Raw genomic sequence first — 22,380 nt, forward strand, 5'->3', positions numbered from 1 at the left:
TGGTGTTCCGATGCTGCTCTCCGACCGCGACCTGGTCTCCGAGATCAAGGCGGGCACCCTGGCGCTGGAGCCGTTCGAGCCCACGCTGGTGCAGCCGTCCAGCATCGACGTACGCCTGGACAAGCTGTTCCGGGTCTTCAACAACCACCTCTACACCCACATCGACCCGGCGCGGCAGCAGGACGAGCTGACCTCGGTGGTGGAGGTGCCCGACGGCGAGCCGTTCGTGCTGCACCCGGGCGAGTTCGTGCTCGCCTCCACGCTCGAGGTGATCTCGCTCGGCGACCAGCTCGCCGGCCGGCTGGAGGGCAAGTCGAGCCTGGGCCGGCTCGGCCTGCTCACCCACTCCACCGCCGGCTTCATCGACCCCGGCTTCTCCGGGCACGTGACGCTGGAGCTGTCGAACGTGGCGAACCTGCCGATCACCCTCTGGCCGGGCATGAAGATCGGCCAGCTCTGCATCTTCCGGCTCTCGTCGCCGGCCGAGCACCCGTACGGCTCGGCCGTCTACGGCTCGCGCTACCAGGGGCAGCGCGGCCCGACGCCGAGCCGCTCCTGGCAGCAGTGGCGCACCTGGCCGACCCGCTGACGCAGCCGAAAAGGGGCCCGCTCCGGCGCCGGAGCGGGCCCCCTTTCGGTGGTACGCGGTCAGCCCGGCCGGCCGTAGCTGTGGATCGGGCCGTCGTCGACCTTCTTCATCTTGATCGGCACCCCGGCGCGGGAGGCGTGCACCACCCAGCCACCGCCGACGTACATGCCGACGTGGTGCAGGTCGGAGTAGTAGAAGACCAGATCGCCCGGGCGCAGCTCGCCCCGGCTGACCGTCCTGGTGACCCCGCGCTGCTGCGCGGCGTTGTGCGGCAGCGAGACCCCGGCCTTGGCCCAGGCGGCCAGCATCAGCCCCGAGCAGTCGTACGAGTTCGGGCCCTCGGCGCCCCAGACGTACGGCTTGCCGATCTGGGCGCAGGCGAACTTGACAGCGACCCCGGCCGCGCCGCCCGGGTAGCTGGCCGGGCAGGGGGCGGGGCGCAGCGGCCCGCCGCCGCCGTTGCCGTAGACCTTGATCCGCAGCTTCTGCAGCCGGTCGATCTCGGCGTTGATCTGCTTCTTCTTCGCCGCCAGTTGCGCCTCGGTCTTGGCGAGTTGGGCGACCATCTCGTCCAGCGGCGCCTTCTTGGCGGCCAACTGGTCGCGCAGGTCGGCGACCTGCCGAACGTCCTGCTGCTGGCGGTGGGCGAACCGGTCGAGCAGTTCGAGCTGCCCGACCACCTCGCTCGGCGAGCGGCTGTCCAGCACGGCGTTGATGGTGAGCACGTTCTCGCCCTTGTAGGCGCGGACGGCCAGCGCGCTGACCTTCTCCATCGCCTGGTCGACCTGGGCCTGGAGCGGCTTGATCTGGGCGGCCAGGGCGTCGGCCTGCTTCCGCTTGGCGGCCAGGTCCTGGCGGGTGGCGTTGTGCCGTTCGATGATCGGTTCGAGCTTGTTCCAGTCCTCGTCGATCTGGCGCTCGATCTCGGCGACGGTGGGTTCGGCGTGGGCCGCCGTGGCGCCGCCGGTCAGAACGACGGCGAAGCCGACCAGGGCGGCGAGTGCGGTGGTGCAGCGGGACCAGCGTGGGCGCGGCGCAGCCGTGGCCGGGTCGGCGGACGCCGACCGTGCCGACGGTGGCCGCGGGGCATGGTGTGCCACCGGGCTCCGTACTCCTTCTTCCCAGACCGCCTACCGGGTTAGCTGACGGGTTCGGGCGGGAAGGGGACGCCCTACCGCAGTGGCTGCGGATTCACCCCGGGTTACCTGGTTCCCCGGTTCGCTCGGAAGCGATTCGGCGGTGTCGGACCGTTACCGCCCGGGTTGGACGGACCTGTTGTCGGGCCGACGAATGACCAGAGTAGAGACGCTCGTTATCAATCCGCAACCCGTGTCGCCGTGACACTCCGTACGCCACAGGGATCGACAACCTTCGGCGGGGCGAGCCGAAGGTTTTCTTCTTCAGGAGTTGATGCATGGAAAGGTATTGACGTAAGGCCGGGCCCGGGGTGAAGGTGACCGCATCGTCCACCCGTCTGAGCAGGGGGTCCGATGCAGTCGTCCACGAGATCCACGAGATCCACGAGATCGAGGAGCAGGCGCGCCCTGCTCGCCGCCGCCGCGGCGCTCGCCATGGCGGTCACCCCGTTCGCCGCCGGTCCGGCCGCCGCCGAACCCCTCGACCGGCAGCAGCAGTACGCCGCCGCGGCCACCGAGTTCGGCGTGCCGGAGAGCGTCCTGCTCGCCGTGTCGTACCTCGAGTCGCGGTGGGACACCCATCCCGGCAACCCGAGCACCAGCGGCGGTTACGGCCCGATGCACCTCACCGACGCCGCCCACGTCACCGCACAGCCCGCCCGCGGCCACATCGACGAGGGCGAGGACCCGCGCGGGGACGACGCTCGGCCGCTGACCGTCACCGCGCCGGTCGGAGCCGGGTCGCCCCCGGCCGCCCCGGCCGACGCCGCGCTGCAGACCCTCCAGGCCGCCGCCGCGCTGACCGGCGCCAGCGAGGAGGCGTTGCGCTCCGACCCGACCGCGAACATCCGCGGCGGCGCGGCGCTGCTCGCCGCGTACCAGCGGGAACTGCGTGCCCCGGTCGGCGCGGACAGCGACCCGGCGGCCTGGTACGGCGCGGTGGCCCGCTACTCGGGCGCCGGCGCCGAGGACACCGCCGCCGCCTTCGCCGACGAGGTGTACGGCCAGATCAACGCGGGCGCGACCCGGACCACCGACGACGGGCACCTGGTGACCCTCGCCGCGCGCGACGTCAGCCCGGACGAGTCGACGCTGCACAGGCTCGGGCTGCGGCGGGCGGAGCGGCCCGACGGGCTGGAGTGCCCGATCGGCCTCGGCTGCGAGTGGATCCCGGCCCCGTACGAGAAGTACGGCCCGGGCGCCGGCGACTACGGCAACCACGACCTGGGCAACCGGCCGGTCCAGCAGAAGATCGAGTACATCGTCATCCACGACACCGAGGGCTACTTCTGGCCCAGCGTCGGCCTGGTGCAGCGGGCGGACTACGTGGGCTGGCACTACACGCTGCGCTCGGTGGACGGCCACATCGCCCAGCACATCAAGACCAAGGACGTCGGCTGGCACGCCGGCAACTGGTACGTCAACGCCAAGTCCATCGGCCTGGAGCACGAGGGCTTCGCCGGCCACGGCACCTGGTACACCGAGGCGATGTACCGCACCTCGGCCAAGCTGGTCCGGCACCTGGCCCTGCGCTACAACATCCCGCTCGACCGGCACCACATCATCGGGCACGACAACGTCCCCGGCACGGTGGCGGCGAACGTCGCGGGCATGCACTGGGACCCGGGGCCGTACTGGGACTGGTCGCACTACTTCGACCTGCTGAAGGCGCCGTTCCGGGCCACCGGCACGGCGCGGACCGGGCTGGTGACCATCGACCCCGACTTCCCCGACAACCAGCCGGCGTTCACCGGCTGCTCGCGGCAGCCGCCGGGGGTGCCGACCCCGCCGCCGCCGGTCACCGACCCCTGCCCGCTGCGCGGCTCCTCCGCGGTGCTGCTGCGCAGCGCGCCGAGCCACGACGCGCCGCTGGCCGTGGACCTCGGCGAGCACCCGGACGGTTCGCCGGGCACCATGTACGTCCCGGACCACAGCGCCCGCGGGTCGGCCGGCCAGACGTACGCGGTGGCCGAGGTGCGGGGCGACTGGACGGCGATCTGGTACCTCGGCCAGAAGGCGTGGTTCCACAACCCCGCGTCGGCGCCGACGGCGAAGTGGGCCACCGGCTTCGTGGTGACGCCGAAGCCCGGCAAGGCCACCATCCCGGTCTACGGGCGGGCCTACCCGGAGCGGGACGCCTACCCGGCCGGCGTGCCGTACCAGGCGATCTCACCGCTGCAGTACACGCTCGCCGCCGGGCAGCGGTACGCGGTGGGCGCGGTCGTGCCGAGCGAGTACTACCGCGCGGTGACCTTCGACGGCTCGTCCCCGGGCGACTGGACCGTCGTCCGCGGCGACCTGCGCTACGTGCAGGTCCAGTTCGGTCACCGGATCGGCTACGTGAACCTGGACGACGTGCTGATCCTGCCGTCCCCGGTCGGCGCTCCGCGGTGAGCCGCCCGGCCTGAGACGGGGCTCGGCACCGAGCCGCGGAAACACCGAGGGCCCCCGGTCGGTCGACCGGGGGCCCTCGGGCGGTTCGGGACGGATCAGGGTCGGCGGAATCCGGCGACCGGCATGGTGTTGATGCTGGAGACGTTGACCGGTTTGCCGGCGCGCGGTGCGTGCACCATCTTGTCGTTGCCGAGGTAGAGCCCGACATGGTGCAGGTCGCTGAAGAAGAAGACCAGGTCACCCGGGCGCGCGTCGGAGCGCGAGATGGCCTTGCCCTCGTTCCACTGGGCGCCGGTGTGGTGGGTCAGGTAGACCCCGGCCGCCTTGTAGGCGTACTGGGTCAGGCCGGAGCAGTCGAACGAGTCCGGGCCGTCGGCGCCCCACACGTACGGCTTGCCGACCTGGGCGCAGGCGGTCCGGATCGCGATCCGGGCCTTCTCGCTGACCACCCCGTTGATGGTCGGGCACTGGTCCGTCTTGACGGTGGTCACCGGCAGCATTTTCTCCAGCCGCTTGACCTCGGCCTCGATGTGCTTCTTCTTCGCCGCCAGCTCGTTCTGCTGCTTCACCTGGTCCGCGATCAGCGTGTCGAGCTGCTGCTTCTGGTCGTCGTACTTCTTGCGGACCGCGAGCACACCCTCGATCTGCTTGCGCTCCTGGGCGGCCAGCCGGTCGAGGAGGGTGAGCTGCTCGGTGAGCGTGCTCGGCTTGGCGCTGACCAGCAGGGCGGCGACGTCCTGGGACGGGCCGGTGATGTAGTAGCGGGAGGCGAGGTCGCCCACCCGGTCCATCGCCAGCTCGCTCTCCAGCGCCAGCGGCTGGATCTTCTTCTCCAGGTCCGCGGCCTTGCTGCGGTTCTTCTTCAGCTGCGCCCGCACCTTGTTGTACTGCTCGATGGTGGGCTCCAACTGCTCCCACTGCTTGTCGATCTGCGCCTCGATCTCCTCGACCGAGGGCGCGGCGTACGCCGGCGCGGCGAGCAGACCGGCTCCAACGGCCGCGGCGGCGACCAGGGTGAGCAGACGGTGGGCGGCCCGGCGCAGGCCACCCGGACGAGCAGACCGTCCCGGTGCGTGACGATGGGGGGGCATGGTTGCCACCGGCACCGACTCCTTAGCGTCCGACCGCCGGGCGCCTCGCAGAGGGGAAGAGGCGAGACAGACGACCCACAGCGGCCGGTGCCCCACATTAGGGAAGGCCCGCAGCGGAATCAAGGCGACCAACGTTCACATCACGCCTGCGCAACCGCTTGTGTACCAAGGGTGTGCGCCCGTCAGCCAACGATTGCCGTCAATACATCGTCGAGCGTCACCACGCCGAGCGGTCGCCGGCCGTCGCTCACCAGCACCATGTGCCGCCGCTCGCGGCGCATCGCGAGCAGCAGGTCGGCGAGCGTACGCTCCGGCGGCACCACCGCCAGCGGCCGGTACACCTCGGCCGGCACCGGCGCCCGCCGGCTCACCCCGGCGTAGCCGAGCACGTCCTTGACGTGCACGAAGCCGAGCACCCGCCGGGTCGAGCGCTGCACCACCGGAAACCGGGACCGGCCGGTCCGGGTGGCCAGCACCTCCAGCGAGGCGGGCGAGACGTCCTCGGCGACGGTGGTCACCGCCGACCAGGGCCGCAGGGCGTCGGCGGCGGTCCGCGCGTGCAGGGCGAGCGCGCCGGTGATCCGGGCGTGCTCCTCGGCGTCGAGCAGTCCCTCGGTACGCGCCTGCGACACCAGCCCGGCCAGTTCCTCGGCGGTGAAGACGGTTTTGACCGCCTCGGTGGCCTCGATCCGCCACAGCCGCAGCACCCGCCGGGACGCCCACTTCATGGCCAGCAGCAGCGGCTTGGTGGCCAGGCAGAACGCGAGCATGGCCGGGCCCAGCCAGAGCGCGGACGGCTCCGGCCCGGCCAGCGTGATGTTCTTCGGCACCATCTCGCCGACCACGGTGTGCAGGAAGACCACGATCCCGAGGGCGAGCACGAAGGCGACCGGGTGCACCGCCGGCGCGGGCAGCCCCAGCGCGTGGAACGCCGGCTCCAGCAGGTGGGCCAGGGCCGGCTCGGCGATCGCGCCGAGACCCAGCGAGCAGACGGTGATGCCCAACTGGGCGCCGGCGATCATCAGCGGGATCTGGTTCATCGCGGAGAGGGCCCACCGGGCCCGCTTCGAGGTCGCCGCGAGCGGTTCCACCACCGTGCGCCGGGACGCGATCAGGGCGAACTCGCTGCCCACGAAGAACGCGTTGCCGAGCAGCAGCAGGGCGGTGACCAGCAGCTCAGCCATCGTCGTCCGGATCCTCGGGGCGGAGCACCCGGACCTGCTCGATCCGGCGCCGGTCCACCTCCACGACGGTGAACTCGTACCCGGACTCCTCGACCGTCTCGCCGGCGACCGGGATGTGCCCCAGCCGGGCCATCAGGAACCCGGCGAGCGTCTCGTACGGCCCCTCGGGCAGCCGGAACCCGGTCTGCTCGACCAGCTCGTCCGCGCGCAGCACGCCGTCGACCAGCACCGTGCGCTCCCCGCCGGGCACGGTCAGCTCGACCGGTCCGACGTCGGGCACCGCGGCCGGGTCGAACTCGTCGGCGATCTCGCCGACCAGCTCCTCCACCAGGTCCTCGACGGTCACCACGCCGTCGGTGCCGCCGTACTCGTCGACCACGATGGCGAGGTCCGCGTCGGCGGCCCGGAGCGCGGCGAGCACCCCGTCCAGGTCGAGACTCTCCGGCACGTACACCGGCTCACGGGCCACCGAGCCGACGGTGGTCGAGGCGCGCTGGGCCAGCGGCACGCCGAGCGCGTCCGACACCCCGGCGACGCCGGTGACCAGGTCGAGCGTCTCCTCGTAGACCGGGAACCGGGTCCGGCCGGTGTGCCGGGCGAGAGCCAGCAGCTCGGTCACGGTGGCCGTGGCGCGCAGCGCGATCACGTCCACCCGGGGCGTCATCGCCTCGGCCGCCCGCTTCTCGCCGAAGCGGATGGTGCGGCGCAGCAGCATGGCGGTGTCCGGCGGCAGCGCCCCGGCCCGGGCCGAGATGGCCGCCAGCAGGCCCAGCTCCTCCGGTGAGCGGGCGCTGGCCAGTTCCTCCTGGGGTTCGATGCCGAACGCGCGGACCAGGCGGTTCGCCGAGCCGTTCAGCCCTCGGATCAGCCAGCCGAAGGTGCGCGAGAAGGCCCGCATCGGAGCCGCGGTGGCCAGCGCGGCGGGCATCGGTCGGGCCAGCGCGAGGTTCTTCGGCACCAGCTCGCCGAAGAGCATGGAGACCAGGGTGGCCAGGGCGAGCGCCAGGAACGGGGTGATCCGGTCGGTGGCCGACCCGGCGAGCGGCTCCAGCACCGGTGCGAAGAGCCGGGCCAGCGCGGGCTCGGCGAGGTAGCCGGTGAGCAGCGCGGTGATGGTGATGCCGAGCTGCGCGCCGGAGAGCTGGAAGGAGAGCTCCCGCAGCGCCCGGCGTACGGTCGCGGCCGGGCCGTCGCCGGCGGCGGCCCGCCGGTCGATCTCGGCGCGGTCCACGGTGACCAGGGCGAACTCGGCCGCGACGAAGAACGCGTTGCCGCCGGTCAGCAGCAGGAAGCCGACCAGGGGCAGCAGTGTGGTCAGCAGCAGGCCATCGATGGTCGTCTCACCTCGGCGCGATTCTCGCACGGGCGGGTCGTCGCGGCACGGCCCGCGCGTCGCGCGTGGAGCTCGCCCGGCCGGGCTACCGTCGGGGCCATGGCCGAATTCACCCTCGCGCACGAACTGGCCCTGCTGGCCTACGACGACAAGGGGAATCTCCAGCTCAACCGGCCCGCACTCGACCACGGGCTGGCCGGGGCGCTGCTGCTGGAGCTGGCGCTCGCCGGCCGGGTCGAGGTGGTCGACGACCGCCTGCTGGTGGCCGACCCGACCCCGCTCGGGCAGCGGCAACTCGACGACGCACTGACCCGGATCGGGGCCGACGTGAAGCGCCGCCGGCCGAAGGACTGGGTCGGCCGGCTCGCCAGGGACCTGCCCGAGCAGGTGCTGGACGGGCTGGTCACCGCCGGCGTGCTGCGCCGGGAGTCGGACCGGGTGCTGTGGGTCTTCCCGCGTACCCGCTATCCGTCCGAGACCGGGGCGGAGCCGGCGGCGGAGGCCCGGGCCCGGCAGCGGATGACCGCCGCGGTGGCCGCCGACGGCCCGGTGGAGCCGCGGACCGCCGCCCTGATCGGCCTGGCCCGGGCGGTCCGGCTGGACCGGCACCTCTTCCGGGACCTGCCCCGGGACCGGGTGCAGCGCCGGCTGGCCGAGATCGCGGCGGGCGACTGGGCGTCGGCCGCGACCCGGAAGGCCATCCAGGAGACCGAGGCCGCCGTGCTGATGGTGATCACCTCGGCCGCGACCGCCGCCACGATGACCGCCGCCACCAGCTGACACGCCGCGGGCGCGGCACCACCGCCCGGTGGCACCGCGCGCGCGGCGGTACGCCTCAGCCGGCGACCGGCTCGGTCTCCTTGTCGCCCTGCGCCTGCTCCGGCTTGACCGAGCGGAGCAGCACGCTGGCCACGTCGACCACCTCGACCTGCTCGCTGGCGCCCTTGCCGTTCACGCCGTCGTTGAGCATCGTCGAGCAGAACGGGCAGCCGACGGCGACCGTGCGGGCCCCGGTGGACATGGCCTCCTCGACCCGCTCCACGTTGATCCGCTTGCCGATCTTCTCCTCCATCCACATCCGGGCGCCGCCGGCGCCGCAGCAGAAGGAGCGCTCGCTGTTGCGCGGCATCTCGGTGAGCTCGCCGGCGATGGCGGTGCCGAGCACCTCACGCGGCGGGGCGAAGACCCGGTTGTGCCGGCCCAGGTAGCAGGGGTCGTGGTAGGTGACCCCGCCGTCGACCGGCTGCACCGGGGTGAGCTTGCCGGTGGCGACCAGGTGGGCCAGCAGCTGGGTGTGGTGCACGACCTCGAACTCGCCGCCGAGCTGGCCGTACTCGTTGCCCAGGGTGTTGAAGCAGTGCGGGCAGGTCGCCACGATCTTGCGCTTGGCCTTCTCCCGGTCGCCGAACGCCTCGTTGAGCGTCTCGACGTTCTGCTGGGCGAGCATCTGGAAGACGAACTCGTTGCCGATCCGGCGGGCCGGGTCGCCCGAGCAGGTCTCGCCCTCGCCGAGGATCGCGAACTTCACGCCCGCCTCGTTGAGCAACGTGGCGACCGCCCGGGTGGTCTTCTTGGCCCGGTCCTCGAACGCGCCGGCGCAGCCGACCCAGAACAGGTACTCGAAGTCCTCGACCTCGCCGACCCGCGGCACCTCGAAGTCCAGACCCTTGGTCCAGTCCTCGCGGGTGTTCTGCGGGGCGCCCCACGGGTTGCCCTTGTTCTCCAGGTTGCGCAGCATCACGCCGGCCTCGGACGGGAAGCTCGACTCGATGAGCACCTGGTAGCGCCGCATGTCGACGATGTGGTCCACGTGCTCGATGTCCACCGGGCACTGCTCGACGCAGGCGCCGCAGGTGGTGCAGGACCAGAGCACGTCCGGGTCGATGACCCCGCCCTCCTCGGCGGTGCCGATCAGCGGCTTGTCGGCCTCGGCGAGCGCGAGGACGTCGACGTGGGCGAGCTGGGCGGCGGTGGCCTTCTCCTCACCGGTCAGGTCCTTGCCGCCACCGGCCAGCAGGTAGGGCGCCTTGGCGTACGCGTGGTCACGCAGGCTCAGCACCAGCAGCTTCGGCGACAGCGGCTTGCCGGTGTTCCAGGCCGGGCACTGCGACTGGCAGCGGCCGCACTCGGTGCAGGTGCTGAAGTCCAGCAGGCCCTTCCAGGTGAACTGCTCGACCTGGGCGACGCCGAACTGGTCCTTCTCCGGGTCGGCCTCCTCGAAGTCGAGCGGCTTGCCGGCGCTCATCATCGGCCGCAGCGCGCCGAGGCCGGAACCGGCCCGGTCCGGGTTGCGCTTGAAGAAGATGTTCGGGAACGCCAGGAAGCGGTGCCAGGCCACGCCCATGGTGACGTTCAGCGAGATGACGATGAGCCAGGTCATCGAGATAATGATCTTGATGAGCGCCGCCAGGCTGACGCCCGCCTCCCAGTCCGGCAGGACGGCGCCGAGGGCGTGGCTGACCGGGGTGGCCCAGGCCGGGTACACGAAGTGGTCGGTGGCGACCTTGAAGCCCCGGATCAGGAAGCCGAAGATCAGGACCAGCAGCACGACCCACTCGACGAAGTAGCCCTGCCACATGGTGGAGCCGGTGAACCGGGACCGGCCGCCCGGCCGGGTCGGCCGGTTGCGCAGCCGGATCGCCATCAGCACTCCGATGCCGAGCAGGCCGAGCACCCCGATCACCTCGGTGGCCAGGCCGAAGATCGTCCAGTGCCCGATGATCGGCAGCTCGCCGGTGGTGCTGACCACCTCGAAGTACGCCTCGAGCACCAGCAACGAGAGCACGATGAAGGCGACCATCACGAACCAGTGCGCCGCGCCGACCATGCTCCACCGGAGCATCCGGGTGTGGCCGGCGGTCTCGACCAGCATGGTCTTCGTGCGGGTGCCCTTGTTGCCGAACCGCTCCGGGTCGGGCTGACCCAGCCGGATGACGGCCGTCATCTTCATGACCGCGCGTACCGCCAGCCCCACCGCCACGGCGGTGATGGCGAACGCGATGATCGTGGTGACGATCTGGACGCTGCCCATCGAGATTGGCCTCCCCGGTCTGCTGCCTGGCGAGCGGCTCGGCGACCGGGGCCGGGTCAGGGCGCGATCGGCGAGTCGCCGCTGCCGCACCCTCGACCGGACCGGTCGATGACCTCGCTCCGCTCGGTCATGCAGTGCAGCCTACGCGCAAGGTTACCCAGCGGTAACGTGAGTCTTCTCGCACCCGGCCACGCCGCCCTGCGCACACCATAGGGTCCCCCGCCCGGAACTGCCGGGCAGGGGCCGCGTCGAGTGATGTGGATTGCCGCACAGGAGGCGCGGGCGACTCGGGTGCCGCCGCCGCGTCCACGACGGCCTGGCTTCCGCTTGCCGCCGCGACGGCCTCGGGTGCCGCCGCCGCGCGGTCCGCGGCGGCCGAGCGTCAGCGCCAGCGGGAGAGCAGGAGCAGCGAGGCGACCATCGCGCCGAAGCCCACCGCGAGGTTCCAGTAACCCCACGACATGACCGGGTACTCCTGCTCGGAGAGGTAGTACACCACCAGCCAGCCGATACCGGCGACGATGAGCGCGACCGCAGTGATCGGCAACCACACCGGGCTAGGCTTGCGCGTCGCCGCCGTCGCCGTCGGACGCACGTCCGTCGGCGGGGTGTACACCTTCTTCTTGCGGACCTGAGACTTGGGCACGACGCTCTCCAGAGGGGATGACTGACCTCGTCCGGCCTGACAACCGGGCGCGGGGGCGACGGTCCATGGCCAATAATGTTCGACAGCTAGCGTAGTCCCGAAGACCCGTCCGGGCCACGAATGGGGTCAGGCCGGTGCACCGAGTGACCGAAAAAGGTGGGGGAACCGGTCACCGCACCAGCTCGCGCGGTGCCGGGCGGAAACCAGACGACGCGGAAGGAACGCTCGGTGGAGTACACATCCGGCGCCGCCTCCTGGCAGAAGGTGCTCCGGCGGGCCGTCGCCGGGCTGCTGCCCCGGCGACCTCGGCAGCGACGACCGGGCTGGTCCATCGGCGTGCCGCTGATCGCCGCCGCGGCCGGACTGCTCTTCACCACCACCGCCACCACCGCCGGTGGCACCGCGCTGCGCGAGGACCGGCGACCCCAGCTCAACCAGCTGATCGAGGACCGCCGCGAGCAGGTGGCGGCGAGCGAGCGCCGGGCCGCGGCGCTCCGCCACGAGGTGGAGCAGCAGACCACCGCGCTGGCCGACACCGACGGCCCGATCAAGGAGCAGCAGCAGCGGGCCGCCGCCACCCGGGAGGCCGCCGGCTTCACCGCTCTCACCGGGCCCGGCGTCACGGTGGAACTCAACGACGCACCCCGGCGCAGCGAACAGAACCTGCCCGAAGGGGTCAGCAACGACTACCTGGTCGTCCACCAGGGTGACGTCCAGGCGGTGGTGAACGCGCTTTGGGCCGGCGGCGCGGAGGCCATGTCAATCATGAACGTCCGCGTGCTCGCCACCAGCGCGGTACGCTGCGTGGGTAACACCCTGCTGCTGCACGGTCGGGTGTACTCCCCACCATTCAAGATCGTAGCAATCGGCGATCCCGCTGCCCTCCAGCAGGCCCTCGCCGGCTCTGAGGGAGTCCGGTTGTTCAAGGACGCGGTCGACCACTACCAGCTCGGCTACAAGGAGACCGTCTCCACGGTGACCGTCCCGGCGTTCGAGGACTCGACCGCCCTGCGTTCGGCGACGGTGCCGCGGTGAGTCGCGCGCCGGAGGACTGGTGGGAGGACCGGGACGGGCGGCACCGCGACCCGGCCGACGAGCCGACCGCGTTCATCCCCAAGACCGACCGGCCCGCACCGACGGCCCGCACCGCGGGCGGCTGGCCCGATCCGGTCCTGCCGCGCCGGGTGGCCGCCGACCCGACGACCGGCGCCCCGGCCACCGGGCGCGATCCGATCGACCGGCCGCGGCCCGCCGAGCCGTCCCGCGCCAACCGGCCTGCCCGGCCCACCGAATCCGCCGGCCCGGCCGAGCCCACCCGCCCCAACCAGCCCGCCTGGCCCACCGAGTCCGGGCCGGGCCGGCCCGCCCCCACGGCGCGCCCGACCGACCCGACCTGGCCCGCCGAGGCCGACGGCCACGATCGGCCCGCTGCCACCACCCGCTCGACCGATCCGACCTGGCCCGCCGATCCCACCGGGCCGGGTCGCCCCGCTGCCACCACCCGCTCGACCGATCCGACCTGGCCCGCCGAGGCCGGCGGCCGCGGCCGGCCCGGCCGCTCCGCGGAACGGACCTGGCCCGCCGACCCGGCGCCCGCCGCCGGAGCCGGCTGGTTCGCCGATCCGGCCGGCTCGGTCGGCCCGAGCCCGGCCACCGATCCGGCTGACTCCGCCGGTCCGGGCTGGTCGCCCGGCGCGTCACGCCCCGCCGGCCCGTCCTGGGCGGCCGACGCGGCCCGCTCCGCCACGCCGGATACTCCCGCCGCGCAGGAGCCGGGCTGGCCGGCGAACCCGAGCCGCTCCGGTCCGCCCACCGAGCCCCGAGCGGCCGCCATCGGCCCGACCGGCGCCCCCGACGCCGCCCGCCACACCGCCGCCGACCGGTCAGCCGCCGGGAGCGGGCGGAGCGGTGTCGCCGGCCAGCCCGCGGCGGTGCCCGGCCAGCCGGAGGCGTCCGCCGGTGCGAGCCACGCCGGCCCCCCGACGGGGCACGCCGACGCGCCGCCGCCGTGGCCGGGCAACGGCACGCTCCGGCCGGCGGCCCCGCTCACGCCGCGCGGCCCGGCCGCACCGGGCCACCCCGGCGGGTCACCCGACGCCGACCGGCCGGTCTCGCCCGCCCGGTCCGGCGCCGAGCCGGCCGGCCGCACCACGGCCCAGGAGGGCCGGCCCACCCCGACCGCCGACGCGCCGACCGCGTTCCTCCCGCAGGTCGCCCGCCCCGCCGCCGCGGGCCCCGGTGCGAGCGCCCCGGTCTCCCCGGCCGGCGCCGACCCCGCGGCCACCGCGCTGATCCCGGCCGTCACCGGGCGTACGCCGGGCGGCCCGCCCGCCCTGGACTCGACAGCGCTGATGGGCGCCGTCCCGCGTCCGCCCACCGACCCGACCGCCGACTCGGAGAACGTTGACGAGCCGCCCCGCCCGCGCCGGGGTGAGCGGGTGGTCCAGCTCCGGCCGGAGCAGACCGGCGAGGGCTATCGGAGCGTCTACTCGGAGCTGACCCGCCCGTCGCTCGGCTCCCGGCTGCGCACCGGCATCCGGGTCACCGGCGAGGTGCTGATCACGTTCGGGCTGGTGGTGCTCCTCTTCGCCGGCTACGAGGTGTGGGGCAAGTCGGCGATCGTGGACGCCCACCAGAACGACCTCAGCCAGCAGCTCGCGCAGGCCTGGGGGCCGGACGGCGATCCGACGGTGGCGCCGTCGGCGAGCGCCAGCCCGACCGGCAAGCCCAAGCCGCCGGTGCAGGGCAAGCCGATCGCCGGCCTCTACATCCCGAAGCTGGACAAGAACTGGGTGGTGGTCGAGGGCGTCACCCAGAAGGACATCCGGTACGCGCCGGGCCACTACCCGACCAGCGCCATGCCCGGCCAGGTGGGCAACTTCTCGGTGGCCGGGCACCGCAACCGGGCCACCTTCTGGCGGCTGGACGAGCTGCACGACGGCGACGCCATCGTGGTCGAGGACAAGAACACCTGGTACGTCTACAAGGTGACCCGCAACCACATCGTGAAACCGACCCAGGTCGAGGTGGTGGCACCGGTGCCGGGCAAGCCGGGCGAGAAGCCGACCAAGCGGATGCTCACGCTGACCACCTGCAACCCGAAGTTCGACAACTACCAGCGCCTGATCATCCACGCGGAGCTGGACCGTTCCCAGCCGAAGTCGGCGGGTCGCCCGGCGGAGCTGGGAGGCTGACGGCGTGTACGCCTGGATCTGGCGGAAGCTCCCGTTCGGGCTGCCTGGCAAGCTCGCCGGCAGCGTGCTGATCGCCGCCGCGATGGTGGCCCTGCTCTGGTACGTGGTCTTCCCGTGGGCGGAGCCGCTGCTGCCCTTCGACGACGTGCAGGTCACCCAGGACTCCGGCGTACCCGGTGACCCGGGCGGCGACGTGGTGCCCGGCGACGCGCCCTCGGGCGACGAGCACGACCTGCCGTACGACACCGAGCGGAACAACACCCCGCCCCCCTCTCCGGACAGGTGAGTCGATGCGCGTCCTGGTGATCGACAACTACGACTCGTTCGTCTTCAACCTCGTGCAGTACCTCGGCCAGCTCGGCGTGGAGTGCGAGGTACGCCGCAACGACGAGATCGACGTGGCCGAGGTGGGGCGGCTCGGCGCGGCCGGCGTCCTGCTCTCGCCCGGACCGGGCAGCCCCGACCGGGCCGGCATCTGCCTCGACGTCATCCGCGCCTACGCCGGTGAGCTGCCGATCTTCGGGGTCTGCCTCGGCCACCAGGCGATCGGCGAGGCGTTCGGCGCCACCGTGGCCCGCGCCCCGGAGCTGCTGCACGGCAAGACCTCGGAGGTACGGCACGACGGGGTCGGGGTGCTCGCCGGCCTGCCCGACCCGTTCACCGCGACCCGCTACCACTCGCTGGCCGTGCTGCCCGAGACGCTGCCCGGCGAGCTGGAGGTCACCGGCTGGACCGGCTCCGGCGTGGTGATGGCGATGCGCCACCGCAGCCTGCCGATCGAGGGCGTCCAGTTCCACCCCGAGTCGGTGCTCACCGAGGGTGGGCACCTGATGCTGGCGAACTGGCTGGCCGGGTGCGGCCACCCGGAGGCGCTGGAGCGCGCCCCGGAACTCGCCGCCGAGGTCGACGCCCGCCGCCGCGCCGCCTTCGCCACCACCTGACGTCATGCCGGCCGGCGCCGGACCAGCCCGGGACTGTACGCGCACGCCGCGTGGCGCCAGGCCGCGCCAGGACGGCCTCCAGGTGCCGGCGGACCGCGCCGGCGACCGCCAGCGACGGACGCGTCCACCGACCGTGCCCACCTGTCCACTCGTGAGCGCCGGTTTCCTGGACGGCCGCCCGCACGGGCCCGTCAGCGCTCGTCGTCATCCCGCCGACGGGCGCTCGCCAGGAGGGTGACGGCCAGGACGGTCAGCGAGAGGACGCCGACGGCCTTGCCGATCCGGTCGATCCGCCGCGAGTTGCAGGTCCGGTACGCCTGCTCCCAGTAGTTCCCGTCCATCGGGCCGACCCAGCGGTCGAGGTCGAGGGCCAACGCGGTGCCGCAGGGCGCCGTCTCGTGGTCGCCGGGTGAGCGGATGTGGATCGGCAGGGTCAGCAGGAGCACCGCTACGGCAGTCCCGAGGAACGCGACCCGCGACGGTGTCACCCAGGTGCGGAACCTCGATCGGGCCGGCTCGGCCGTGGCCTCCATCGGCCAGATGCTAGAGCACCGATCCGCCCCCTGGGGGGCCACGACCGCCCAGCACCGCCCCGCCCGGGTCACCGCCTCGCCGGCGGTCGCCCTCGGGTCGCCGGGGCGGTCCGCGGCGTCAGTCGCCGTTGAGGCGGGCCGGCGGGCTCGTCGGCGCGGTCGGGAACAGCGGGAATCCGCCACCACCACCGTTGGGCGGCGAGTTCGTCGGCGTCGGGGTCGCCGTGCCGGTCGGCGTCGGGTCGACCACCTCCGGCACGCTGACCACGATGGTCACCGTCTCGCCCTTCGCCAGGTTGCTGCCGGCCTTCGGGTTCTGCGACTGCACCCGGCCAGCCCGGTCCGCCGGTACCTCGTCGCCCTGCTCCACGTCCACCCGGTAGCCGGCGTCCTCCAGCTCGTCCCGGGCGTCCTCCTCGGTGGCGTTGAGGACGTTCGGCACCTGAGCGACGTTGCCCTTGGAGACGGTGAGCGTGACCGTCGCGCCCTCCGCGACCGACGTGCCCTCGGCCGGCGACACCTTGAGCACGGTGTCCTTCCGCTCCGGGCTGTCCGCCTCCTTCCGGTCGACCACGAAGCCCTCGCCCTCGAGCCGCTTCTTCGCGCTCTCGAACGTCGACCCCTCGAGGCCCGACGGGATGGCCTTCGTCGCCGGGCCGCCGCAGACCTGGACCGTGACCACCTGGTTCGCCTCGAGCCGGGCGTTCGGAAGCGGGTCCTGCTGGGCGACCTTGCCCTTCTCGCAGGTGGCGTTGAAGATCTGGTCACCGGCCTGGGGGACCAGGCCGGCCTGCTGGATCTGGGCGAACGCCTGCTCCTGGGTCAGCCCGGTCACCGTGGGCACGGTGACCTGCTTCTCCGCCTGCTGGCTCCAGAGCAGCGCGGCGACCAGGGCGATCACCGCCAGCACGCCGACCGCGGAGAAGGTGGCGATCAGCCAGGACGACGCCTTGCGCTGGCGCGGGTCGCCGACCCGGGCCGGGATCTGCCGGGTCTGCGGCGCGCCGGGGGCGGGCGGGTAGCCCGCCGCGCCGGCGGCCGGCGCCATCGGCATGGTCTCGTCCTCGCGCATCACCGGGGTGGCCAGCACCGGCCGGCCGGCCGCCGCGCGGAGCAGGTCGGCGCGCATCTCGCCGGCGCTCTGGTAGCGGTTGAGCGGGTTCTTCGACAGCGCCTTGAGCACGATCGCGTCGACCGCCGGGTTGACATCCGGGTTGATGTCGCTCGGCGTCGGGGGCGCCTCCCGGACGTGCTGGTAGGCGACGCTGACCGGGCTGTCGCCGACGAACGGCGGGTGGCCGCAGAGCAGTTCGAAGAGCACGCAGCCGGCGGCGTAGACGTCGGAACGGGCGTCGACCGCCTCGCCCCGGGCCTGCTCCGGGGAGAGGTACTGGGCCGTGCCGATCACCGCGCTGGTCTGCGTCATGGTGGTGGCGCCGCTGGCCAGCGCCCGGGCGATGCCGAAGTCCATGACCTTGACCTGGCCGGTCTGGGTCAGCATGACGTTGCCGGGCTTGATGTCCCGGTGGATGATGCCGTGCCGGTGGCTGAACTCCAGCGCCGCGCACATGTCGGCGCAGATCTCCAGCGCCCGCCGGGGCTGGAGCCGCCCCTCGGCGCCGAGCACCTCCTTGAGGGTCCGCCCGTTGACGAACTCCATGACGATGAACGGCAGCGTCTCGCCGGTCGGCGCGGTCTCCTCGCCGGTGTCGTAGACGGCGACGATCGCCGGGTGGTTGAGCGACGCGGCGTTCTGCGCCTCGCGGCGGAACCGCATCTGGAAGGTGGCATCCCGGGCCAGATCCGCCCGAAGCATCTTGATCGCGACATCTCGCCCGAGCCGGAGGTCACGACCGCGGTGCACCTCGGCCATGCCGCCGTAGCCGAGCAGCTCGCCGACCTGGTACCTGCCACCGAGCAGGCGGGCCTGCGCTGTCATCGCGTCTGTCGTCCTTCGCTCGTCGTCGTCTCGCCGCTGCCCGGCCCGGGCCGTACCTGTCGACGGTACGACCATTCGGCCGGATCGTCGCGTCCGTCGAACCGTAGCGCGCCGGACGTCACCGTCTGCGGGGCGAGCGCGCCCGACTGCGTGCCCTTCCGCAGACTGTAGGAAATCACGCCGGAGCAGATGAGTACCAGTACGGCCAGGAGGATGGCGACGAACACCATGCCGCGGGACCGGCGGGGAGCCGGCTGCGGGGCGTACGCCATCGGGCGGGCCGCGGCGGGCGGGGGCACCGGGGCCGCGCCGCGCGGGTAGCCGGGCTGGGCGGCCGGCGGGCGGGGCGCCGCGGCCGGCGCGACAGCGGTCGGACGCTGCGGGGCGACCGTCGCGCGCGGCGCGACCGGCGGGCGGGACTGCTGCGGCGCGGCGGCCGGCGGCCGGGCCACCGCCGTCGGCGGGCGCACCTGGGCGCGGGCGGCCGGCGCGGCCGGCGAGGACGGGGCGGCGGAGACCGGGCTGGCCTGGCCGGCGGCCCGGGCCTGCTGGGAGAGCGCGACCTTGAGCTGCCGGGCCACCCCGGCCAGCGCGGCGGCGCTGGGCCAGCGGGCGGCCGGGTCCTTGGCCAGGGCCCGCTCGACCACTGCCCGGACCTGCGGCGGGATGTCGGCGGGCAGCGGCCGGGGGGCCTCCCGGACGTGCCGCATGGCGATCTCGAGGGGGTTGTCGCCCTCGAACGGCCGCCGGCCGGCCAGGCACTGGTAGGCGACCACGCCGAGGGCGTAGACGTCCGACGCGGGGGTGGCGACGCCGCCGGTGGCCTGCTCCGGGGAGATGTACGAGGCGGTGCCGAGCACCGAGCCGGCGGCGGTGAGCTGCCCGACCAGGTCGGAGCGGGCGATGCCGAAGTCGGTCAGCACCAGCGTGCCGTTCGGCCGGACCAGCAGGTTGCCGGGCTTGACGTCCCGGTGCACGATGCCCTTCTCGTGCGCCGCGTGCAGCGCGTCGGCCGCCTGGGCCATCAGCGCCATCGTCCGGGCCGGGGTGAGCCGGCCGACCCGGTTCAGGGTGGCCGACAGCGCGTCGCCCTCGACGTACTCCATCACCAGGAAGGCGATCTGCTGGTCGTTGCCGAAGTCGTAGACGTCGACCACACCGGGATGGTTGATGGTGGCCATGGTGCGGGCCTCGCCGCGGAACCGCTCGGCGAAGCCGGGCTCGTCCAGCAACGCGGGGAGCAGGCTCTTCACCGCGACCGTCCGGCCGAGCACCTGGTCGGTGCCGCGCCAGACGTCGCCCATGCCGCCGCTGGCGATCCGCTCGTCGAGGCGGTATCGGTTGCCGAGCAGCACGCCGGGGCTGAGCATGTCAGCGGCCCCCCGGATCGGTGATCGCCGCCCGCATGATCTGGCCGCCGATCCGGGCGGCCTCGGCGCTGCCGCCGTCGCCGGCCTCCTCCAGCAGCACGCAGACCGCGGAGACCGCGTTGCCGTTCTTGTCGAGCGCGAAGCCGATGAACCAGCCGTGGTCGCGGGTCTGCGGGCCGGACTGGGCGGTACCGGTCTTGCCGCCGACGGTGTAGCCGTCGATCTGCGCCTGCCGGCCGGTGCCGTTCTCGACCACGCTGACCATCATCTCGCGCAGGTCGGCGGCGACCTGGCCGCTGACCGGCTGGCGCAGCTCCCGCGGGTCGGCGGTGTAGTAGCTGGTGGTGCGGTCCGGGCCGAGCAGCTGGCGGACCAGGTAGGGCCGCATCTGGCTGCCGCCGTTGGCGACCGACGCGGCGATCATGGCGCCCTGCAACGGGGTCATCCGGACGTCGCGCTGGCCGATCGAGGACTGGGCCAGCGCCGCCGGGTCGTCCCCGCCGTCGGCGTTCTGCATGTCGCCGGTACGGCTGGCCGCCACCGCGTGCCCGCCCTCGCCGAGCTGGCCGACGGTGAGGTCCTCCTGCTCGAACCCGAACTGGCGGGCCTTCTCCTTGATGGTGTCGGCGCCGAGCCGGATGCCGAGCTTGGCGAATCCGGTGTTGCACGACTCGGTGACCGCCTCCATCAGGCTGACCTGGGACTCCGGGCAGATGGACGGGGCGGCGTTGCGGATCGGGGTGCCGGAGGTCGGTGGGGTGAAGCTGGCGCCGGCCGGGATCTGGGTGTTCTTGCCGACGCCGTTCTCCAGCGCGGCGGCCGCCACCACGATCTTGAAGGCGGAGCCCGGAGGCAGCACCTCGCCGAGCGCCCGGTTGCGCAGCGGGCGGTCCGCATCCTGCTCCAGCTTGTTGTACGCCGCGGTCGCCGCGTCGGTGTCGTGGCTGGCCAGCGGGTTCGGGTCGAAGCTCGGCATGGAGACGAGCGCCTGCACCGCCCCGGTACGCGGGTCGATGGCGATCGCCGCCCCCTTGCTGACCCCCTGCTTGTTGTTCCGCAGCTGGTCGTAAGCGACGTCCTGGGCGCGCTTGGAGATGGTCAGCAGCACGTTGCCGCCGGCGGTCTGGTCGCCGGTGAACATGTCCTTGAACCGGTCGATGAAGAGCTGGTCGCTGGTGCCGGCGAGGAAGTCGTTCTCGCTCCGCTCGATGCCGGTGTCCCCGAGGTTGACCGGCTTGTAGCCGAGCACGTGCGCGTACTTGGCGCCGCCCGGGTAGGTGCGCTGGTACTTCAGCTCGCCGTCGGTCTCCTTGCTGACCGCGAAAGCGGTGCCGCCGGCCTCGATGTTGCCGCGCTTGCGCTCGTACTCGGCGACCTGGACCCGACCGTTGTAGTCGCTGGTGCGGTATTCATCCGCCTTGTAGGCCTGGATCCAGTTCAGGTTCGCGAAGAGCAGCCCGAAGAGGATCATCACGACGACGCCGACCCGGCGCAGGGGTGCGTTCACGGCCTGATCACCTCCGTGGGAGCACCGTGCAACTGCTCCGGCGGGCCGCCGGCGGGCCGGGCCCGCCCACCACCACCGGTGACCGGACGGCGGGCCGCGTCGGAGACCCGCAGCAGCACCGCGATCAGCAGCCAGTTGGCCATCAGCGACGAGCCACCGGCGGAGAGGAACGGGGTGGTCTGGCCGGTGAGCGGGATGAGCTTGCTGATCCCGCCGACGATCACGAAGACCTGCAACCCGAGGGTGAAGGCCAGGCCGCCGGCGAGCAGCTTGCCGAACGAGTCCCGCACCGCCAGCGCGGCGCGCAGCCCCCGCTCGACGATCAGCAGGTAGACCACGAGCAGCGCGGAGAGGCCGAACAGGCCGATCTCCTCGCCGATGCCGGCGAAGATGAAGTCGTTCTGCACCTCGGGCAGCAGGCCGGGCTGGCCGCCGCCCGGCCCGGCGCCGAACAGCCCGCCGGTGCCGAGCGCGAGCAACCCCTGCACGAGCTGGTAGCCGTCGTCGTGGGGGTCGGCGAACGGGTCCAGCCAGATCTGCGCCCGCAGGTAGAAGTTGGCGAAGGGACCGCCGACGACGTCACCGAGCAGGTACGCCAGGTAGGCGCCGCCGAAGAAGAGCACCAGGCCGATGAGCAGCCAACTGACCCGTTCGGTGGCGATGTAGAGCGTCACCACGAACATGCCGAAGTAGAGCAGCGAGGTGCCCAGGTCCTTCTCGAAGATGAGGACCAGGAGACTGATCAGCCAGACCACCACGACCGGGCCGAGGTCGCGCCCGCGGGGGAAGTCGATGCCGAGGAACCGGCGGCTGGCCAGCGACAGCACCTCGCGCTTGCGCACCAGGTAGTAGGCGAAGAAGGCCAGCAGCGCCAGCTTGGCGAACTCGCCGGGCTGGATCGAGAACGTGTCGCCGAACTTGATCCACAGCTTGGCGCCGTTGATCTCCGAGTATCGGCTCGGCAGCACCGCCGGGATCATCACCAGCACGATGCCGGCCAGCCCCAGGGTGTACGCGTACCGGGAGACCGACCGGTGGTCGCGCATCAGGGCGAGCAGCCCGGCGGCGAGGATCACCGACAACAGCGTCCAGGCGAGCTGGCGGCCACCCGTGCCGGCGAAGGTGGCCAGGTTCTCCCGGTCGGCCGGCAGCGCCTCGCCGAGGTCGAGCCGGCGCAGGAAGCCCACCCCGATGCCGTTGAGCAGGGCGACCGCCGGCAGCAGGGCCGGGTCGGCGAACGGCGCGAGGAACCGGATCACCAGGTGCAGGCCGAGGAAGACGGCGGTGAGCGCGGCGGCCGGGATCCAGAAGTCGGGGGTGACCGTGTCGAGCACCTTCGCCTCGACCATCGCCCCGTACGCGGCCACCAGGCCCATCGCCAGCAGCAGCAGCGACAGCTCGGCGTTGCGCCGGGACCGGGCCAGGCGTACGCCGGGCTGCTCGCCCGTGGTGGCGGGCGAGGGTGCCGGGGTGGCCGGTGCGGTCACGATCG

18 protein-coding genes and 1 riboswitch are annotated in these 22,380 nt (G+C 73.0%); of the genes, 7 read left to right on the forward strand and 11 right to left on the reverse strand.

The window, feature by feature from the left end:
• The first annotated feature begins 10 nt into the window (after positions 1–10).
• Positions 11–589, forward strand: a complete 579-nt coding sequence (gene dcd, locus Q3W71_RS27560) for a dCTP deaminase (RefSeq protein ID WP_302922388.1) — start codon at positions 11–13, stop codon at positions 587–589.
• Positions 590–648: 59 nt separating this feature from the next.
• Here dcd and Q3W71_RS27565 read toward each other — a convergent pair whose 3' ends face one another.
• Positions 649–1,689 (reverse strand): NlpC/P60 family protein, encoded by a 1,041-nt coding sequence (locus tag Q3W71_RS27565; protein ID WP_302922389.1) that lies wholly within the window; start codon positions 1,687–1,689, stop codon positions 649–651.
• Between the two features lie 12 nt (positions 1,690–1,701).
• Positions 1,702–1,838, reverse strand: a riboswitch (cyclic di-AMP (ydaO/yuaA leader).
• 322 nt (positions 1,839–2,160) lie between these two features.
• On the opposite strand from Q3W71_RS27565, the gene Q3W71_RS27570 reads away from it, so the two are divergent.
• On the forward strand, positions 2,161–4,119 hold the full coding sequence (locus Q3W71_RS27570; protein ID WP_302922390.1) for an N-acetylmuramoyl-L-alanine amidase: 1,959 nt from the start codon (positions 2,161–2,163) through the stop codon (positions 4,117–4,119).
• A 95-nt stretch (positions 4,120–4,214) separates the two neighbouring features.
• Here Q3W71_RS27570 and Q3W71_RS27575 read toward each other — a convergent pair whose 3' ends face one another.
• The 3 genes from Q3W71_RS27575 to Q3W71_RS27585 form a co-directional block, all read right to left on the reverse strand.
• Positions 4,215–5,210 (reverse strand): C40 family peptidase, encoded by a 996-nt coding sequence (locus Q3W71_RS27575; protein ID WP_302922391.1) that lies wholly within the window; start codon positions 5,208–5,210, stop codon positions 4,215–4,217.
• 182 nt (positions 5,211–5,392) lie between these two features.
• On the reverse strand, positions 5,393–6,394 hold the full coding sequence (locus tag Q3W71_RS27580; RefSeq protein ID WP_302922392.1) for a hemolysin family protein: 1,002 nt from the start codon (positions 6,392–6,394) through the stop codon (positions 5,393–5,395).
• On the reverse strand, positions 6,387–7,700 hold the full coding sequence (locus Q3W71_RS27585; protein WP_302922568.1) for a hemolysin family protein: 1,314 nt from the start codon (positions 7,698–7,700) through the stop codon (positions 6,387–6,389). Before Q3W71_RS27585 ends, Q3W71_RS27580 begins: the two co-directional genes overlap by 8 nt.
• A gap of 126 nt (positions 7,701–7,826) precedes the next feature.
• On the opposite strand from Q3W71_RS27585, the gene Q3W71_RS27590 reads away from it, so the two are divergent.
• On the forward strand, positions 7,827–8,507 hold the full coding sequence (locus tag Q3W71_RS27590; RefSeq protein WP_302922393.1) for a GPP34 family phosphoprotein: 681 nt from the start codon (positions 7,827–7,829) through the stop codon (positions 8,505–8,507).
• Positions 8,508–8,562: 55 nt separating this feature from the next.
• Here the strand turns inward: Q3W71_RS27590 and Q3W71_RS27595 are convergent, their stop codons facing one another.
• Positions 8,563–10,758 carry a (Fe-S)-binding protein gene (locus tag Q3W71_RS27595; RefSeq protein ID WP_302922394.1) on the reverse strand — a complete coding sequence of 732 codons (2,196 nt, stop codon included), beginning with the start codon at positions 10,756–10,758 and terminating at the stop codon, positions 8,563–8,565.
• Positions 10,759–11,140: 382 nt separating this feature from the next.
• A complete protein-coding gene (locus Q3W71_RS27600) occupies positions 11,141–11,404 on the reverse strand; it encodes a cell division protein CrgA (protein ID WP_167180432.1) in 264 nt (87 codons plus the stop codon).
• A 228-nt stretch (positions 11,405–11,632) separates the two neighbouring features.
• Between Q3W71_RS27600 and Q3W71_RS27605 the strand changes: the two genes are divergently transcribed.
• From Q3W71_RS27605 to Q3W71_RS27620, 4 genes are read left to right on the forward strand one after another with little or no spacing between them, the layout of a single operon-like run.
• Entirely contained in the window at positions 11,633–12,439 is an 807-nt protein-coding gene (locus tag Q3W71_RS27605) for a DUF881 domain-containing protein (protein ID WP_302922395.1), read from the forward strand.
• The gene (locus Q3W71_RS27610) at positions 12,436–14,598 is read left to right on the forward strand and encodes a class E sortase (RefSeq protein ID WP_302922396.1); all 2,163 of its coding nucleotides are present in this window, start codon (positions 12,436–12,438) and stop codon (positions 14,596–14,598) included. Before Q3W71_RS27605 ends, Q3W71_RS27610 begins: the two co-directional genes overlap by 4 nt.
• A gap of 4 nt (positions 14,599–14,602) precedes the next feature.
• A complete protein-coding gene (locus Q3W71_RS27615) occupies positions 14,603–14,884 on the forward strand; it encodes a hypothetical protein (RefSeq protein WP_167180430.1) in 282 nt (93 codons plus the stop codon).
• 4 nt (positions 14,885–14,888) lie between these two features.
• Positions 14,889–15,539, forward strand: a complete 651-nt coding sequence (locus tag Q3W71_RS27620; protein WP_302922397.1) for an aminodeoxychorismate/anthranilate synthase component II — start codon at positions 14,889–14,891, stop codon at positions 15,537–15,539.
• 191 nt (positions 15,540–15,730) lie between these two features.
• Here the strand turns inward: Q3W71_RS27620 and Q3W71_RS27625 are convergent, their stop codons facing one another.
• The 5 genes from Q3W71_RS27625 to Q3W71_RS27645 form a co-directional block, all read right to left on the reverse strand.
• Positions 15,731–16,072, reverse strand: coding sequence for a hypothetical protein (locus tag Q3W71_RS27625; RefSeq protein WP_302922398.1), 342 nt, complete (start codon positions 16,070–16,072; stop codon positions 15,731–15,733).
• 118 nt (positions 16,073–16,190) lie between these two features.
• On the reverse strand, positions 16,191–18,011 hold the full coding sequence (gene pknB / locus Q3W71_RS27630; protein ID WP_302922399.1) for a Stk1 family PASTA domain-containing Ser/Thr kinase: 1,821 nt from the start codon (positions 18,009–18,011) through the stop codon (positions 16,191–16,193).
• Positions 18,008–19,381 carry a serine/threonine-protein kinase gene (locus Q3W71_RS27635; RefSeq protein ID WP_302922400.1) on the reverse strand — a complete coding sequence of 458 codons (1,374 nt, stop codon included), beginning with the start codon at positions 19,379–19,381 and terminating at the stop codon, positions 18,008–18,010. The genes pknB and Q3W71_RS27635 overlap by 4 nt, the downstream gene beginning before the upstream one ends.
• Position 19,382: 1 nt before the next feature.
• The gene (locus Q3W71_RS27640) at positions 19,383–20,888 is read right to left on the reverse strand and encodes a penicillin-binding protein 2 (protein ID WP_302922401.1); all 1,506 of its coding nucleotides are present in this window, start codon (positions 20,886–20,888) and stop codon (positions 19,383–19,385) included.
• The gene (locus Q3W71_RS27645; RefSeq protein ID WP_302922569.1) at positions 20,885–22,264 is read right to left on the reverse strand and encodes an FtsW/RodA/SpoVE family cell cycle protein; all 1,380 of its coding nucleotides are present in this window, start codon (positions 22,262–22,264) and stop codon (positions 20,885–20,887) included. The genes Q3W71_RS27640 and Q3W71_RS27645 overlap by 4 nt, the downstream gene beginning before the upstream one ends.
• Between the last annotated feature and the right edge of the window lie 116 nt (positions 22,265–22,380).

It is taken from the genome of Micromonospora sp. C28SCA-DRY-2 (assembly GCF_030519475.1).
Classification (GTDB): Bacteria; Actinomycetota; Actinomycetes; order Mycobacteriales; family Micromonosporaceae; genus Micromonospora.